This is a genomic window from Staphylococcus sp. EZ-P03 (assembly GCF_003344575.1).
GTDB classification, from domain to species: Bacteria; Bacillota; Bacilli; order Staphylococcales; family Staphylococcaceae; genus Staphylococcus; species Staphylococcus simulans_B.
The window spans coordinates 50123-66470 of the sequence record NZ_QPMO01000007.1; the positions used below are offsets into that span (position 1 = coordinate 50123).

The following is a 16348-nucleotide window of genomic DNA, read 5'->3' on the forward strand; positions in this document are numbered from 1 at the left end:
TAAAGGGTGAATACCATGGAAAAAGTAATCCCAAGCGAAGACCTGCAAGTCATTGCACATCGCGGATTTTCAATCGATTATCCCGAAAATACCTTATTAGCATATAAAGCAGCACTCAGTGCACATATAGATATGCTTGAAATCGATGTGCATTTAACTAAAGATCAGCAACTTGTTGTTATCCATGATGATAAAATAGATAGAACCTCTAATGGATCAGGTTATGTAAAAGATTATACGCTAGATGAATTAAAAAGCTATGATTTCGGTTCATGGAAAGACAGTACATTTGCGGGTGCACGTATTATGACATTTAAGGAAGTGGCGCAACTTGTAAAACCCTATAAAACAACACTATTAATTGAAATCAAAAAGCCGAGCAAATATCCAAATATCGAAGAATTACTGCTAAAAGAAATAGAAGAAAATCGTTTAGATGCAGAAAAAACAATTATTCAATCGTTTGATGATAAAAGTATTCAAAAAATAGCACAGTTAACAAACAAATTTAAATTAGGCGTGCTACTGAGCAAGAAGAAATATCTATTTAGAATGCCGAACTTTAACAAATTGGCTAAGTTTTGTGATTATGCGAACCCGAATTTCGAATTGGTCAACAAAAAATTTGTTGAAAGAGCGCATATTCATAAATTAGAAGTAATGCCGTATACAGTTAACGACATTAATGATATACGGAAATTAATCATTGATGGGGTAGACGGTATAATTACAGATGGTCCGAACTACTACTTTGATTTAGATTGAAATGGAAACGACGCAACTGTATAATTAAATTATCTAAAATGCAGAAGGGAAGGCAAGAGGGAACATCATGACTGTCATCAGCAACAGGCTTTCCTCGATTATTTATGAAACTAAATTTTGATATTCATCCAATAAAGCGTATCCGAGAAATCGACAAAAAAGAACTGATAAATTGGATTGCTGTGATTATTGGTGTTGCTATTTATAGAGTAGTCAAAAGAAAAAAAGCGCAAAAAACTAAATAAGATCAACCGGTTTGTATATACTGATGAAAATACAATCAAATCGGATAAAGAAAAAGGGTGTTTGTGTGATTCAAACGCCCTTATTTTTTATCCGCTTGGAGAGGTTGTTTTTTAAAGTAATTATTGATGAGATTGTAAGCCCAAGGCAAGTACTTTGTAAATCCGTAGATGAATCCAAATAGTGCAAAAATGGCTTCACCATTATCAGTTGTGATTGAAAGCAAAGCTAAAGTGCAAATGAATACATAAACGTTAATAACAACTACTACAAATGCAAATTCTTTAATAACATTTTCTACGTTATCATTCTTAAAATACTGATAAGTCATGACGAAGACAGATAGTACGAAAGAAATACCAAGTGATAGCGACAACGCAAATCCAACATTAGCCATAAATGAATCTATAATGACTTTTAGTATGGAGTGATCAAAATAACTTTTATTAAAATAGTCTCCCAAACTCGGCAATAATAAAAACCCTCCGGTGATATACAACGCAACAAGTATCATAATGAATCTATTATTTTTCAGCCAATTCTTCAATGATTATTTTCTCCCTTACCTTAATAGTTTTATTATGCAGTAATAACAACGATAAAACTAGGCTTTTCGCAATATAAAAATGGAATAAATGGACACATGTTGAATGTTAGAAGGTAAGGGATAAAGTTGTAGTAAAAAGGGGAGAAAACAAAAAAATACTGCATCCTTGAAAATAAGGCATGCAGTATTGAAAAGATAGATCGATTTATTTATCATTCATATGTTCTACACCGTATTTTGCTTCTTCTGGAGTGTATTTTTCTCCATTTTCAGATTGTAACTGTTCTAAAATCTCAGCGTCAGAAAGATGTAGATTTTTAGCATAACTTTTTGCGCTTTTTACTGCATTTTCTTTATAATCAATTGTTACATGTTCCATTGCATATTTAGCAGCAGCTTCAGGGAATTTATTGCCATTTTCAGATGTTAGTTGTTCGTATAATCCTTTTTTAGACATTGGAACAGAACGTTTATAGCTTTCAGCAGTTTTTAAGGCAGCGATATATTCACGAGGTACTTTACTTTCTTGTTTCTTATTTGGTGAATTAGTTACTACTTTTGGTTGTGTATTTCTGGTACTGTTAATCGAAGCCTCTTCTTTTGGTACTACATTAATCATTGCAATAAAGCAGATTAAGCCAATGATAAAAGTAGCGATGGAGGTGAATAAGAAAACTTTATACTTTTTATTTTGGGATATTTTAATAATCATGAGGGTGAGTAGTACTAAAAAGGCTACAGAAGCTGTTAACCAAAAAACTAATAATAATGTTGTAAACATACGATGTCACTTCCTTAGATGTAATTAATCTCGAATCAACAAACAGTAGGTAAGTAAAAGTTCAAAATATATACTGTTCTTCTAATGTATGTGGATTTGATTGTATTAAACATTTTACTAATTTATTATATAATCTAGCAAAAGTTAAATGCAATAAAAATCTTCAACCCGCTTTCTAGTCGGAAATATTTTTAAAGATTGATTTTTATAGCCAATGGAGTATTGGTAGTAATTATAGTAGGTGAGGGATAAAGTTTTAGTAAAAAGGGGAGAAAACAAAAAAATACTGCATCCTTGAAAACAAGGAATGCAGTATTGAAATAATAGATCTATTATTTACCTGAGTAGTACTCAACGATAAGTTGTTCGTTGATTTCAGCTGGTAATTCGCTGCGTTCTGGAACGCGTACGAAAGTACCTGTTAATTTTTCTTCGTCGAATTCTAAGTATTCTGGTACGAAGTTGTTGATTTCTACAGATTCAGCAATGATATCTAGTTTTTGAGATTTTTCTCTAACTGAGATCACTTGACCTGGTTTTAAAGTGTATGATGGGATGTCTACGCGAGCACCATCAACTTCGATGTGACCGTGGTTTACTAATTGACGTGCTTGACGACGTGTACGTGCTAAACCTAAAGCATATACAACAGCGTCTAAACGACGTGCTAATAAACGCATGAAGTTTTCACCGTGTACACCAGATTGTTTACCAGCAATAAGGAATGTATTGTGGAATTGTCTTTCAGTTACGCCATATAAGTAACGTAATTTTTGTTTTTCACGTAATTGAATTGCATATTCTGATAATTTTTTTCTTTGGTTAGGACCATGTTGACCTGGTGCGTAAGGGCGTTTTTCTAATTCTTTACCAGTACCGCTTAATGAGATACCTAAACGACGAGATTTTTTCCAGTTTGAACCTCTGAATCGAGCCATGTTAAGACTCCTCCTTTTGTTTTTAATTGTTATGAAAAAACAAAAAAGAGTGTTGTATACTTATTAAGATATGTTATTTTATGTGTCCTCGCCTCATAGCTCCGGTTACACGGCACGTCCGCATCGGGAATAACATAGCGCCTAATAATATACAACTGCTACTTTCGTTAATTCACACAAAGAATATTCTACCATTCTGGCAGATAAAGTCAAGCTTTTATCTCTTTTTCTTCATATAAATAATTATTTCACTGTTTGTGCAATTTGTTTTTCTAATACTTTCATTAATTGAATCAAGCCATCTTCATCTTCTTGTGAGAAGCGCGACTTGATCGGTGCATCAATATCCAATAATCCGATGACTTTATTGTCTTGATGCAGCGGAATAACAATTTCAGATTGGCTGCGTGCATCGCATGCAATATGACCAGGGAAAGCATGTACATCATCTACACGCTGAACAATATCTTTTTGTGCTGAAGTACCGCATACGCCGCTGCCTAATTGGATAGGGGTACAAGCAGGACGGCCTTGGAAAGGACCTAAAATAAGCTGGCCGTCTTCCATAAGATAGAAACCAATCCAATTGATATCAGATAAATTTTCATTTAATAAAGCAGATGTGTTGCTTAATAAAGTAATCAAATAGCGTTCATCCGCATTCAAGCCTTCTAATTGCTGAAGAATGGTGTTGTAATTTGTAGTATTGCTGCCCATATATAATTGACCTCTTTTCTCTCTTGCATTTTCCATATTATAATATGTTCTATTAAGAAACTTCAATTTAGAGTACTTTCATCAAAGTTTGTATAAAGAAACTTAATATTTTTATTTTAATGCGACCCAAAATTACGCTATAATGAGAAGTGATTAAATAGGAGGAGAAAACAATGGCATTGTATATCATTTTAGCAATTATAGTTATTGCACTTATAATTGTCGGTATCATGTTCTATCTCCGTTCTTCAAAACGTCAGGTGGTCGAAAAAACCGAAGAGCGCAAGATAGAGGTTGAGAAACTAACACTAGATGATCGTCTGAAAGCGTTGGACGATTTAACCCTGCAGGGTGAAACACAACAAGAATATGACCGCTTAAAGCGCGAATCATTAAAGAATACTAATGATAATTTAAGTCCGGTTGAAGAGAAAATTCATAATGCTGACGAATATTTCGATAAATTCAAATTTACTGCTGCTCAAACTGAATTAGATGATGCGAACGCATTATTAGATCGTTATGAAGAACGCCATGCACAACTAGGTGATGAAGTTGAGGATATCTTGGCGCTTCATAAAGAAAGCGATCGCTTGTTTGAAGACAGCAAAGTTTCATATCGTGAAATGAAGCGTGATGTGCTGGCTAACCGACACCAATTCGGCGAAGCAGCTGCACCGCTTGAAAAAGAAATTGAATCATTCGAACCTGAGCTTGTTAAGTACACAGAACTAAGAGAAGAGGGGAACTACAAACAAGCGCATGAGCATATTAAAACACTCAACGAAGATATCAATTATCTGCAAAAAGATATGAAAGAAATCCCTGAATTGATTCGCGAAGCACAAAAAGAACTTCCAGGGCAATTCCAAGATTTGAAATACGGTTGCCGCGACTTGAAAGTCGAAGGGTACGACTTAGATCATGTTAAAGTCGACAGCAATCTTCAATCTATGAAAACAGAATTAAGCTTCGTTGAACCGATGATCAGCCGTTTGGAATTAGAAGAAGCGAATGATAAGCTCATCGCTATCAATGATCAGTTGGATGAAATGTATGATTTAATCGAGCATGAAGTAAAATCTAAAAACAAAGTGGATGAAACGAAAGAAGTCATTACGAATGATTTATTCCGTGCGAAAGATACCAATTATACATTACAAACAGAAATCGAATATGTACGTGAAAATTACTACATCAATGAAACAGATGTTCAAAATGTACGTCAATTCGAAAATGAAATTCAAAACTTGATTTCAGTTTACGATGAAATTTTAAGAGAAATGGCAAAATCTGCTGTACGCTACAGCGAAGTACAAGATAATCTTGCGTATATTGAAGAACATGTCAAAGTAATTAATGATAAACAAGAAAAATTACAAAACCACTTAATTCAATTACGTGAAGATGAAGCGGAAGCTGAAGATAATCTTCTACGTGTTCAAAGCAAAAAAGAAGAGATTTATCGTAAGTTATTAGCTTCTAACTTAACAAGCGTACCTGAACGTTTCATTATCATGAAGAATGAAATTGATCATGAAGTACGTGAAATCAATGCACAGTTTGATCAACGACCGATTAATGTCAAACATCTTAAAGATAAAGTGACAAAAGTCGTACTTCACATGAACAACTTTGAAAATGAAGCGATGGACGTTTTAGTGAATGCAGTGCTTGCTGAAAAACTTATCCAATACGGCAACCGTTACCGTAAAGACGACAGCAGCATTGATAAGAGCTTGAATGAAGCAGAACGCTTATTCAAGAATAACCGCTACAAACGTGCGATTGAAATTGCAGAGCAAGCTTTAGATTCAGTCGATCCTGGCATTTCTCAACGCATTGAGGATGAAGTTGTATCTCAAAGCAAAATATAAGTGTTATACAAAAGACAAGGACATTCGTTGTTCTTGTCTTTTTTTGCATATTGAGAATTTAGTCAGATGTGGTAAAATATTAAAATTGGAAGAAAAGACTCAAAAAGAGAGAATCAAATAAGTGGAAGTGACATAAAAGTGATTTATTTAGATAATGCGGCGACAACTCGACCAGCACAAGATGTACTGGATACTTATGTCAAAGTGAATCAGAATTTATATTTTAATCCGAATAGTCCGCACCAAGCCGGCTTGCAAGCAGAGCAATTGTTAAATCAAGCCAAAGCACAGATTAATCAAATACTGAATCTTGAAGACAGATACGATATTATTTTTACAAGCGGCGCTACGGAATCTAATAATATGGCGTTAAAAGGTGCAGCGTACAACCGCAAACCGTATGCTGATGAAATTATTGTTTCAGTGCTTGAACATCCATCTGTATTAGAGGTAATGCGTCATTTGGAAACAGAAGGATTTAAACTGCGTTATGTGAATGTGACGAAGGAAGGCAAAATCGATCTTGAACATTTTGAAAGTTTGATGAATTCGAATGTTGGATTAGTTACGTGTATGCACGTGAATAATATTACGGGACAAATTCAACCGATTGCGGAAATGGCTGAAATTTTAGAAGCATATCCTAAAGCGCATTTTCATGTTGATGCTGTGCAAGCCATTGGTAAAATACCTTTAACATTCAAAGGTATCGACAGCATGAGTTTCAGCGGGCATAAATTCAATGGTTTAAAAGGCCAAGGTTTGTTGCTCGTGCATAATATCCATAATTTAGAACCTGTGATCCATGGCGGAGGCCAAGAATATGGATTGAGAAGCGGTACAGTTAATTTACCGATAGATATTGCGATTGTTAAAGCTTTGAAGCATGCGATACATCAACAAGATGATTTACACCAGCGTTTAACAGAATGGAATCAGCAATTGCGCCGATTTTTCAATGATTATCCAGGTGTGAAAGTGAATTCTCCGGATACCAGTGCACCTCATATTTTAAATGTCGGTTTTGACGGTGTAAAAGGTGAAGTATTAGTCAATGCCTTTTCTAAGCAAGATGTCATGTTATCTACTACAAGTGCATGTTCATCAAAACGCGGACATTTGAATGAAGTCTTGCTGTCTATGGGTATTAGTGAATCAAGAATAGAAGGCAGTATTCGTATATCAATGGGTGCTGTGACGACAGAAGAGGATATCAAAGGATTTAAAGCAGCTTTTAAAGCAGTATATGAAGAAATGAAGGAGTTGTTGAAGAAATGATCTATGATCATATTTTAGTGCGTTACGGCGAATTGACGCTTAAAGGTGCCAACCGTAAAATGTTTGTGAATAAACTTCGTTCTAATGTGAAACAAGCGTTAATGCCGCTTCAAGGCTATCACGTTAAAGCGAACAGAGACAGAATGTATATAGAAGTTACGCCGGAAGCGGATATCGAAGAAATTATGCAGCGTATCAGCAAAGTCTTCGGTGTAAAATCTATCAGTCCTGTTATGAAATTAGACAAAGATTTAGAACATGCAAAAGCGCAAGCAAGCGAATTTGCAAAAGCTTATGATGAAGGCGATTCATTTAAAATCGATGTGAAACGTTCTGATAAACAGTATCCATATGATACTTACCAATTACAGCGAATTTTAGGCGGTGCTGTATTAGAAAGCAACCCGCAAGTCCATGTTAATGTGAGACAGCCTGATCATGTTATCAAAACAGAAGTACGTTTAGATGCCATTTATATCTATGACCGTGTGATAGACGGCGCAGGCGGTTTACCAGTAGGTACTGGCGGCAAAACATTATTGATGCTTTCAGGCGGTATTGATTCGCCTGTAGCCGGCATGGAAATTATGCGCCGCGGTGTGACAGTCGAAGCGATTCATTTCCATAGTCCGCCGTTCACAAGTGAAAAAGCGAAAGAAAAAGTGGTTGAATTAACACGTATTCTTGCTGAACATGTCGGACCGATTAAATTGCATATCGTGCCGTTTACAGAAGTACAAAAACAAATCAATAAAGTAGTACATGAACGCTATACGATGACATCTACACGACGCATGATGATGCGTATCGCAGATAAAGTTGTGCATAATATTGGTGCGGATGCCATCGTAAACGGTGAAAACTTAGGGCAAGTCGCGAGCCAAACACTTAAGAGTATGTATGCGATTAACCATGTGACTTCAACACCTGTCTTACGTCCATTATTAACATTAGATAAAGAAGAAATCGTCATCAAAGCAAAGGAATACGGTACTTTCGAAACATCCATTCAGCCATTTGAAGATTGCTGTACTATCTTTACACCGAAGAATCCTGTCACAGAACCTAACTTTGAAAAAGTAGAAAAATACGAAAGTGTTTATGATTTCAGCGACATGATTGATCGTGCTGTTGAAGGTATCGAAACTATCGAAGTAACAAAAAATTATCAAAGTCAAAAAGATAAAGCGACTGAAGCATTAATGGAAGATTTATTCTAATAGCACAAGAAAAGGGGACAACATCGTGGAATGGGATCTGACACTTATTATTATCATCATTGTATTCGGTTTTTTAGCTGCTTTTATTGATTCTGTAGTAGGGGGCGGCGGTCTGATTTCAACACCTGCTTTATTAGCAATCGGATTACCGCCCGCAACAGCTTTAGGCACAAACAAACTTGCAAGTTCATTTGGTTCTTTAACGAGCGCTGTTAAGTTTGTACGCTCGGGAAAAGTAGATTTGAAAATAGTCGGCAAACTCTTTCCGTTTATTTTCATCGCTTCTGTCGGCGGTGCAAGTTTAGCATCATTTCTGCCGGCAGCTGTATTAAAACCATTAGTAATTGTGATTTTATCTATAGTAATGATTTATACGCTGATCAGAAAAGATTGGGGCAGCATCCGTACGTACAAAAAACTTTCGAAAGGCAAAGCTGTTATCTTTGTTGCAGTATTGTTGCTCATCGGTTTTTATGACGGTTTTTTAGGCGGCGGTACAGGCTCTTTCTTCTTGTTCGCATTATTGATTGTAGGGTTTGATTTTTTAAGTGCGGCAGGCAATGCGAAAGTGTTAAACTTTGCGTCTAATATCGGTGCATTAATCTTGTTTATGATTTTAGGAAAAGTCGATTACGGCATTGGATTGATTATGGCTGCAAGTATGGTTGCTGGGTCATATGCAGGGGCACAATTTGCGCTTAAGCAAGGTGTCGGCTATGTCCGAGTATTGTTTGTGGTCGTTACAAGCGCGTTGATTATTAAGAATATCTATGATTATCTGCAATAATGGGTAATGTGTTGAATTAGCTGCGATGAAAATCGCGGCTTATTTGTAATTTATGGATAAATATTACATTTCTATGTGAGTTCTATCAAAATTGAGTTAAAAAAATAATGTATCTTAAGGATTATCATTGGAGTTGAAGTGTTGATATCGGTATAATGGGGTAGAGATAAATAGTAACAGAATCTTAGGAGGTTGTTTATTTATATGGTACAAATTACATTTGGCGGAGATCCCGTAACATTAGTAGGTAATGCAGTAGAAGAAGGGCAAACAGCACCAGATTTTACAGTTGTAAATAATGATTTAGAAGAAGTAACACTTGCTGACTATGACGGCAAGAAAAAATTAATCAGTGCAGTACCTTCAATTGATACAGGTGTTTGTGATAAACAAACTCGTAAATTCAACGAAGAAGCTGCTTCAGAAGAAAATGGCGTAGTATTGACTATTTCTCAAGACTTGCCATTCGCTCAAAAAAGATGGTGCGCAGCAAGCGGTTTAGATAACGTTATCTTACTAAGCGACTATCAAAAACATTCATTCGGTAAAAACTACGGTGTGTTAATGGATGGTTTACAATTATTAGCACGTTCAGTATTTGTTTTAGATAAAAACAACAAAGTAGTTTATACAGAAATTGTGAATGAAGGCACTGATTTCCCTGACTTCGAATCTGCATTAAAAGCATATAGAGAATTAGACTAATCAATGCGTTTAAAGTTATTTTTAAATTAATATAAAGACCAGACTGCTCATAATTAGTGTAAGAAAGTGAATCATTGATTATGAGCAGTCTTTTTAGGAAGGATTTTAATATGGCCGAAGAAAAAACTATAATGGAGCGTTTATTCCACGAACTAGATAGTAAAACTAAGGAACTGAATAAAGAAAACGGACAAAGTTTTATCGAAAACTTAGGGCTTGCGATGGAACAGATTTATCAAAATAATCGTGATTTGCTGGAACAGGCAACATTATCAGATCGACGCAAGGCCTTTCAATTTGCATACTTAAGTTTATTGCAAGAGCAAGAGATTCAAGCGAATCACCAGATTACACCGGATTCAATCGGCTTAATTCTTGGTTTCTTAGTACAGCAGTTTACACAAGATAAGAAAGAATTAAATATTGTAGATTTAACGAGCGGCAGCGGACATTTAAGTGCGACAGTGCATGAAGTATTGACTGAACAAACACTAATGCACCATCTTGTTGAAGTTGATCCAGTGTTATCTCGTGTAAGTGTACACTTAGCGAACTTCTTAGAAATTCCGTTTGATGTCTATCCTCAAGATGCTATTCTGCCATTACCGTTTGAAGAGGCAGATGTGGTCATCGGTGATTTGCCGGTAGGCTATTATCCGGTGGATGAACGCAGTCACGAAATGAAATTAGGGTTTAAAGAAGGACATAGTTATGCCCATTACCTTTTAATCGAACAAGCGGTTGAAGCATTAAGAGGAGCCGGATTTGCATTCTTAATTGTGCCGAGCAATATTTTTGAAGGTGAAAACATAAAACAGCTCAAAAATTTCATTGCAACAGATACAGAAATGCAGGCATTCCTCAATTTGCCTAAAACATTATTCAAAACCGAACAATCACGCAAATCTATCTTGATTCTTCAGAAAAAAGAACGTGATGTAACCCACTCTGTTGAGGTATTGCTCGCCAATATACCAGATTTCAAATCTCCGCAACAATTTCAAGGATTTTTACGAGAATTGTCAGAATGGCTGCAACAAAATCATCACAAAAAATAAACTGTAATAATCTTGAAATTAAACTGTATTAATGGTTAAATAGAATTGGTAAAAGAAAATGTAAATATTGGAGGCATAGTTTTATGTCAAAATTAGTGTTAGCGATTAACGCAGGTAGTTCATCACTGAAATTCCAACTTATAGAGATGCCTGAAGAAAATCTAGTATGTAAAGGTTTAATCGAAAGAATCGGACTTAAAGGTTCAAAATTAACAGTTGAATTCAATGGTCGCAAATTTACAGATGAAAGAGAAATCAACGATCATGTTCAAGCTGTTGACTTAATGTTGGACAACTTAATCGATCATGGTATCATCCGCGATATCAATGATATCGATGGTACAGGACACCGTGTTGTACATGGTGGTGAATTATTCCCAGAATCTGCGTTAGTTACCAACGAGGTAGAAAAACAAATAGAATCATTAACTGAATTGGCACCGCTTCATAACCCAGCAAACTTAATGGGTATTCGTGCGTTCCGTAAATTATTGCCGAACATTCCGCATGTGGCAGTATTTGATACATCATTCCACCAAACAATGCCGGAACAAGCTTACTTATACAGTTTGCCATTCCATTATTATAAAGACTATGGCATTCGTAAGTACGGTTTCCACGGAACAAGCCATAAATACGTATCTCAACGTGCGGCTAAAATCTTAGACCGTCCAATTGAAGAATTACGTATTATTTCTTGTCATATCGGTAACGGTGCATCTATCGCTGCAATCGACGGCGGCGAATCTGTAGATACATCTATGGGCTTCACACCATTAGCAGGTGTAACAATGGGTACACGTTCAGGTGACATTGACCCTGCATTGATTCCATATATCATGGAGAAAACAGGCAAGAGTGCTGAAGCTGTATTAGATATCTTAAACAAAGAGTCTGGTTTATTAGGTATCTCAGGAACTTCAAGCGACTTGCGTGACTTAGAACAAGATGCTGAAGAAGGCAAAACTCGTGCGCAATTAGCATTAGATGTTTTCGCTTCTCGTATTCATAAGTACATTGGTTCTTATACAGCGAAAATGCACGGTGTAGACGTAATTGTCTTCACAGCAGGTGTAGGCGAAAACTCAGACGAAGTACGTGCACGTGTATTAGAAGGACTAGAATTTATGGGTGTATATTGGGATCCTAAGAAAAACGAACAAATTCATGGTTCAGAAGGATTCATCAACTATCCGCATTCACCAGTAAAAGTTTTAGTTATTCCAACAAATGAAGAAGTTATGATTGCAAGAGACACAGTAAAATTCGGTAGTCTGTAATCATTAAAAATAATCCGGTTAGAAGGGCAGCTGCCTTTCTAACCGGATTTTTTTATGCATGCAAATTCGAAAAGTATTTAAATAAAAGAAAACCGATTAGAACAAGTCTAATCGGTCTCAATTGAAAGATTGATTGTGCAAAAATTATTTTGCTTGATATTGTTTGCGTAATTCTTCTGTTGCAACTTGAGGTTGGAAATCTTCAGGCATTTCTTCTGTACGAACCACTAGAACATCACAAGGTGAATGACGTACAATAGCTTCAGATACAGAACCTACGATGAAGCGTTCCACAGCATTCAAACCAGAAGTACCGCAAATTACTAAGTCTGCATCGACTTCTTGCGCAATTTTTTTAGGAATGATTGCTTTAGGTGAACCAAATTCAAGCAATGTTTCAACGTCATTAACGCCTTCTTTTTGGGCAAATTCTTTATAACCTCTAAGTAATTCTTCAGCGAATTGTTTAGATTTCTCAGTGAATTGAACATCATAGACTTCGTATGAAGTATAAGTTCTAGAATCAATAACGTTCGTAATAATAAGTTTTGAATCGTTACGTTTTGCTACATCCACTGCTTTGTTGAATGCCCATTCAGCTTCTTGTGATCCATCTACAGCGATTAAAATATGTTTGTAAGTTAACATCGTACATGACCTCCTTCTACTCTTCACTTATATTTTACCATAGTTAACTGAATATTAGAAATTAAAATCGTATGCTTAATATTACAATTTATTGAAAATTACAAAAACCTTATCTTTAATGATAACTTAAACTTATCATCTATTATTACTGAAATGATTGCGCTTTCATTGCTTTCGCGTTACGATAATCGTGGGAGGTGTACGGAATGAAAATAGGTATTCCAAAAGAGATAAAAAATAATGAAAACAGAGTAGGTTTATCACCAAGCGGTGTTCACGCATTAGTTGAGAAAGGGCACACAGTTAATGTAGAACAAAACGCTGGTGAAGGTTCATTCTTTACAGATGAAGATTACAAAGCAGCAGGTGCAACAATTGTTGACGGACCTGCAGAGGCTTGGGATGCAGAAATGGTGATCAAGGTTAAAGAACCTATTGAGCCAGAATACAAATACTTCAAAAAGGATTTAATCTTATTCACTTATCTGCATTTAGCAAACGACGAAACGTTAACTAAAGAATTAGTTGATAACGGCGTTGTTGCAATTGCATACGAAACAGTGCAATTACCAGATAATTCATTACCATTATTAACGCCAATGAGTGAAGTTGCAGGAAGAATGTCAGCACAAATCGGTGCGCAATTCTTGCAAAAATTCTACGGCGGTATGGGTGTCTTACTAGGAGGTATTCCTGGTGTACCTAAAGGTAAAGTAACAATTATCGGCGGTGGTCAAGCAGGTACAAATGCTGCGAAAATCGCTTTAGGTTTAGGCGCAGATGTAACAATCTTAGACGTTAATCCAAAACGTCTTCAAGAACTTGAAGATTTATTTGATGGACGTGTGCATACAATTATGTCTAACCCATTAAATATCGAAGAAAGTGTTACACAAAGCGACTTAGTTATCGGTGCTGTATTAATTCCAGGTGCTAAAGCGCCGAAACTTGTTACTGAAGACATGGTTAAGAAAATGAAAGACGGTTCTGTTTTAGTCGATATTGCAATCGACCAAGGCGGTATTTTCGAAACATCTGACCGTGTAACAACACATGATGATCCGACTTTCATTAAACATGGCGTAGTACACTATTCAGTAGCGAATATGCCAGGTGCAGTACCGCGTACTGCTACTATCGGTTTAAATAATGCGACTTTACCATATGCATTGCAAATTGCGAACAAAGGCTATTTAAATGCATTACGTGACAACCAACCATTATCTTTAGGTTTAAACGTATTTGACGGTAAAGTTACAAATGAAGGTGTAGCTAAAGCGTTTGAACTTCCGTATACACCAGTAGATCAAGCATTAATTTAATTTTGAATGCGTTAAATTAATGGGATGTAAAGGGAAATATTGTTTCCTTGAAAACATCAAAATAATAGCGCCATCGAGCAATCTGTTTTGGGGTTTAACAGAGCTTGATGGCGCTTTTTGTGCGTTGAAAAAGGCGAAGCCTTACGACTTCGCCTTTGAGCATTTACCAATAATTATATATAGATTATTTTTCGTAGTGTGTTAATACTTTATGTCCGTCTTCAGTGACTAAAATATCATCTTCGATACGTACACCGACTTCTCCCGGTACATAAACGCCTGGTTCAACAGTGATAACCATGCCTGGTACGAATTTGTTTGTATTGAATCCGGCAACATCTTGATATTCATGTTCTTCTAAACCTAAACCATGACCTAAACGGTGAACGAAATATTCGCCGTAACCCGCATCAGAAATGATACCGCGTGCTTTTCGGTCAACGTCCCCGATAACTACGCCTGGTTTTATCATATCAATAGCAGCTTTTTCTGCTTCAAGTACTACATTATAAACTTCTTTTGCTTTATCGCTAGGATTGCCGAAAGCAACTGTTCTTGTCATGTCGCTGCAATAGTTTTCATAGATAACACCTAAATCAAATAGGACATATTCGTCTTTTTGAAGTTGGCGGTCTCCAGGAATACCGTGAGGTGAAGCTGCATGATCACCGAATAATACCATTGTCGGGAAACTCATGTCAGTGATACCGTAGTTTGTTTGGATTTCATATTCGATATGACGCACAACTTGTCTTTCAGTTACGCCTTCTTTTAAGAAATCTACTCCGATTTCAATGCATTTATCTGCAAGTTCAGCAGCTTTTTGGATTTTTTCGATTTCTTCTGGTGTTTTCACATTACGCAATGCTTTGATAGTGTCGTCAATCGGACCGAATTCTTTTGCGCCGAAGCCTTCGACTAATTCTTTTTGGCGTTTCAATGTTAAGTGATCTTCTTCGACTAAAATTTTGTCGAATTGATAATCTACTAATTTGAATGGGTCTTCGCCATCAGCATTGCCTACAACTTTACCTTTGAAAGGTGATGCTTTAACTTCTTCTACTTCTAATTTAGGGCAGAAGAGTACTTCTTCACCTTCAGCAGTAATTAATAAGGCTAAAAGACGTTCATGCGGATCGCTTAAGTAACCTGAAAAGTAGAATACGTTAAGCGGTGTTGTAATCCAAGCAGCCCCAGCATCTTGATTACGTATTTCTTTAACAATTTCTTCTGTTTTCAAAATCCTCAACCTCCATTTACTTGATTAACTATATTTTAAGCTAAATAAATTGAGAATTCAAAAGTACTGGGGAATGATTTCGACTAAAATAGGGAAGATGTTATACTGTAACTAAGATTAAGAAGCATAGGGGGCATAAAAAATGAAATTATCATTTCATGGACAATCAACAATCTATTTTGAAGCAAACGGTAAGAAAGTTATTGTAGATCCGTTTATTACAGGTAATGAATTATCTGATTTAGATGCAGAAAACCTAGAGGTCGACTATATCGTGTTAACACACGGCCATGCGGATCACTTTGGCGATACTGTTGAAATAGCTAAAAAGAATAATGCAACAGTAGTGGGATTAGCAGAAGTTGCAGATTATTTATCAACGGCAAAAGGTGTTGAGAATGTACATCCGATGAACATCGGAGGCAAATGGAAATTTGATTTCGGTACAGTGAAATATGTTCAAGCATTCCACAGTTCAAGTATTACAAACGAAGAAGGCATTCCTGTTTACTTAGGTGCTTCAACAGGATTGATTTTAGAATTAGAAGGCAAAACAATTTATCATTGCGGCGACACTGGCTTATTCAGCGACATGAAATTAATTGCTGAACGTCATCCAGTCGATGTATGCTTCGTACCAATCGGCGACAATTTCACAATGGGTATCGAAGATGCAAGTTATGCGATCAATGAATTAATTAAACCGAAAATTTCTGTACCTGTACATTACAATACGTTCCCTTATATCGAACAAGATCCAGAAGAGTTCAAATCACTTGTTAAAGAAGGCGAAGTACAAATCCTTAAACCAGGTGAAGCTGTTCAATTCTAATTGAAAAAGAGTGATAATAAAAGGGGCTGGGACATAAATACAGCCTCAAAAGAACCCCGCTGAAATTCCAAATTGAATTTCAGCGGGGTTTTTATATAAATTACACATAT

At 36.1% G+C, this 16348-nt stretch carries 17 protein-coding genes; 11 read left to right on the forward strand and 6 right to left on the reverse strand.

Annotated features, from left to right (window positions below; genetic code table 11):
• Positions 1–15: 15 nt before the first annotated feature.
• The gene (locus DVJ99_RS03480; protein ID WP_114603154.1) at positions 16–765 is read left to right on the forward strand and encodes a glycerophosphodiester phosphodiesterase; all 750 of its coding nucleotides are present in this window, start codon (positions 16–18) and stop codon (positions 763–765) included.
• A gap of 104 nt (positions 766–869) precedes the next feature.
• On the forward strand, positions 870–1010 hold the full coding sequence (locus DVJ99_RS13095) for a hypothetical protein (protein ID WP_162912132.1): 141 nt from the start codon (positions 870–872) through the stop codon (positions 1008–1010).
• 80 nt (positions 1011–1090) lie between these two features.
• On the opposite strand, the gene DVJ99_RS03485 is transcribed toward DVJ99_RS13095, so the two are convergent.
• From DVJ99_RS03485 to DVJ99_RS03500, 4 genes are all read right to left on the reverse strand, one after another.
• Positions 1091–1555, reverse strand: a complete 465-nt coding sequence (locus DVJ99_RS03485) for a hypothetical protein (protein ID WP_114603155.1) — start codon at positions 1553–1555, stop codon at positions 1091–1093.
• Between the two features lie 205 nt (positions 1556–1760).
• A complete protein-coding gene (locus DVJ99_RS03490; RefSeq protein WP_114603156.1) occupies positions 1761–2336 on the reverse strand; it encodes an Ltp family lipoprotein in 576 nt (191 codons plus the stop codon).
• Between the two features lie 332 nt (positions 2337–2668).
• On the reverse strand, positions 2669–3274 hold the full coding sequence (gene rpsD / locus DVJ99_RS03495) for a 30S ribosomal protein S4 (RefSeq protein WP_114603157.1): 606 nt from the start codon (positions 3272–3274) through the stop codon (positions 2669–2671).
• Positions 3275–3517: 243 nt separating this feature from the next.
• On the reverse strand, positions 3518–3991 hold the full coding sequence (locus tag DVJ99_RS03500; RefSeq protein WP_114603158.1) for a GAF domain-containing protein: 474 nt from the start codon (positions 3989–3991) through the stop codon (positions 3518–3520).
• 173 nt (positions 3992–4164) lie between these two features.
• Between DVJ99_RS03500 and ezrA the strand changes: the two genes are divergently transcribed.
• From ezrA to DVJ99_RS03535, 7 genes are all read left to right on the forward strand, one after another.
• Positions 4165–5868, forward strand: a complete 1704-nt coding sequence (ezrA, locus tag DVJ99_RS03505) for a septation ring formation regulator EzrA (RefSeq protein ID WP_114603159.1) — start codon at positions 4165–4167, stop codon at positions 5866–5868.
• Positions 5869–6006: 138 nt separating this feature from the next.
• Complete coding sequence (locus DVJ99_RS03510; RefSeq protein ID WP_114603160.1) at positions 6007–7146, forward strand: cysteine desulfurase family protein; 1140 nt, start codon at positions 6007–6009, stop codon at positions 7144–7146.
• Positions 7143–8366 carry a tRNA uracil 4-sulfurtransferase ThiI gene (thiI, locus tag DVJ99_RS03515; protein WP_114603161.1) on the forward strand — a complete coding sequence of 408 codons (1224 nt, stop codon included), beginning with the start codon at positions 7143–7145 and terminating at the stop codon, positions 8364–8366. The genes DVJ99_RS03510 and thiI overlap by 4 nt, the downstream gene beginning before the upstream one ends.
• Positions 8367–8391: 25 nt before the next feature.
• A complete protein-coding gene (locus DVJ99_RS03520; protein ID WP_114603162.1) occupies positions 8392–9153 on the forward strand; it encodes a TSUP family transporter in 762 nt (253 codons plus the stop codon).
• A gap of 204 nt (positions 9154–9357) precedes the next feature.
• Entirely contained in the window at positions 9358–9858 is a 501-nt protein-coding gene (tpx, locus tag DVJ99_RS03525) for a thiol peroxidase (protein WP_114603163.1), read from the forward strand.
• Between the two features lie 110 nt (positions 9859–9968).
• The gene (locus DVJ99_RS03530) at positions 9969–10916 is read left to right on the forward strand and encodes a class I SAM-dependent methyltransferase (RefSeq protein ID WP_105992557.1); all 948 of its coding nucleotides are present in this window, start codon (positions 9969–9971) and stop codon (positions 10914–10916) included.
• Between the two features lie 83 nt (positions 10917–10999).
• A complete protein-coding gene (locus DVJ99_RS03535; protein WP_105992558.1) occupies positions 11000–12196 on the forward strand; it encodes an acetate kinase in 1197 nt (398 codons plus the stop codon).
• A gap of 144 nt (positions 12197–12340) precedes the next feature.
• On the opposite strand, the gene DVJ99_RS03540 is transcribed toward DVJ99_RS03535, so the two are convergent.
• Positions 12341–12844, reverse strand: coding sequence for a universal stress protein (locus tag DVJ99_RS03540; protein ID WP_114603164.1), 504 nt, complete (start codon positions 12842–12844; stop codon positions 12341–12343).
• Positions 12845–13050: 206 nt separating this feature from the next.
• Between DVJ99_RS03540 and ald the strand changes: the two genes are divergently transcribed.
• Positions 13051–14166 carry an alanine dehydrogenase gene (gene ald, locus DVJ99_RS03545; RefSeq protein WP_114603165.1) on the forward strand — a complete coding sequence of 372 codons (1116 nt, stop codon included), beginning with the start codon at positions 13051–13053 and terminating at the stop codon, positions 14164–14166.
• Positions 14167–14350: 184 nt separating this feature from the next.
• Here the strand turns inward: ald and DVJ99_RS03550 are convergent, their stop codons facing one another.
• Positions 14351–15406 carry a M24 family metallopeptidase gene (locus tag DVJ99_RS03550; RefSeq protein ID WP_114603166.1) on the reverse strand — a complete coding sequence of 352 codons (1056 nt, stop codon included), beginning with the start codon at positions 15404–15406 and terminating at the stop codon, positions 14351–14353.
• A 142-nt stretch (positions 15407–15548) separates the two neighbouring features.
• Here DVJ99_RS03550 and DVJ99_RS03555 point away from each other — a divergent pair, with 142 nt between their 5' ends.
• On the forward strand, positions 15549–16238 hold the full coding sequence (locus DVJ99_RS03555) for a metal-dependent hydrolase (protein WP_114603167.1): 690 nt from the start codon (positions 15549–15551) through the stop codon (positions 16236–16238).
• The last annotated feature ends 110 nt before the right edge of the window (positions 16239–16348 follow it).